The organism is Vibrio sp. 970 (genome assembly GCF_033339075.1).
Genome location: NZ_JAWOTW010000198.1, coordinates 1 through 803 on the forward strand (window position 1 = coordinate 1; position 803 = coordinate 803).

The following is an 803-nucleotide window of genomic DNA, read 5'->3' on the forward strand; positions in this document are numbered from 1 at the left end:
GTTTTACTGTGGCAACTTTACTAGCCATGGCTGTCTCCCTTCCTTCTGCTATGGCGAAAGAAGTCAACATTTCAGGTTCAACTTCCGTTGCTCGCGTGATGGACGTACTCGCCGAAGAATACAATAAGACACATCCAGATAATTACATCGCTGTACAGGGCATTGGTTCTAGTGCGGGGATCACCATGGTGAACAAAGGTGTCGTGAAACTTGGTATGAGCTCTCGCTATCTGACAGAAAGCGAAAAAGGCGAAGACTTGAATGTGTTTCCAATTGCTTACGATGGCCTTGCCGTTGTTGTGAACCGTACAAACTCTGTGACTAACCTTTCAGCACAACAACTGTTTGACATCTACAAAGGCGAAATCAAAAACTGGAAAGAAGTCGGCGGCGCGGATCAACCGATAGCAGTTGTCACGCGAGAAGCATCTTCTGGCTCGCGCTACAGCTTTGAAAGTTTGTTGGGTCTCACCAAAATCATTAACGACCGTCTGGTTTCTGATATCAGCCCAAACAACTTAGTTGTAAATAGCAACAGCATGGTTAAAACCATTGTGAACCATAACACACGTGCGATTGGTTTTATTTCGGTGGGGTCTGTAGACCTTTCTGTGAAGGCGATTCAGTTTAACGGGATTGAACCAACAGCAGCGAACATCGCAAATCACAAATACAAACTGGCTCGACCATTCTTGGTGCTTTACAAAGTCGACTCGCTAGATCAAGCAGGCAAAGACTTTGTCGCGTTCCTAAAATCGGAAGCGGGACAAAAAACCATTGCTGACTACGGGTACATACCGGTT

At 45.7% G+C, this 803-nt stretch carries 1 protein-coding gene; it reads left to right on the forward strand.

The annotated features are described in order from the left end of the window. Nucleotides 1-8 precede the first annotated feature (8 nt). A partial coding sequence (locus tag R7Q11_RS25650; RefSeq protein WP_225466937.1) for a phosphate ABC transporter substrate-binding protein occupies nt 9-803 on the forward strand: 795 nt, incomplete at its 3' end.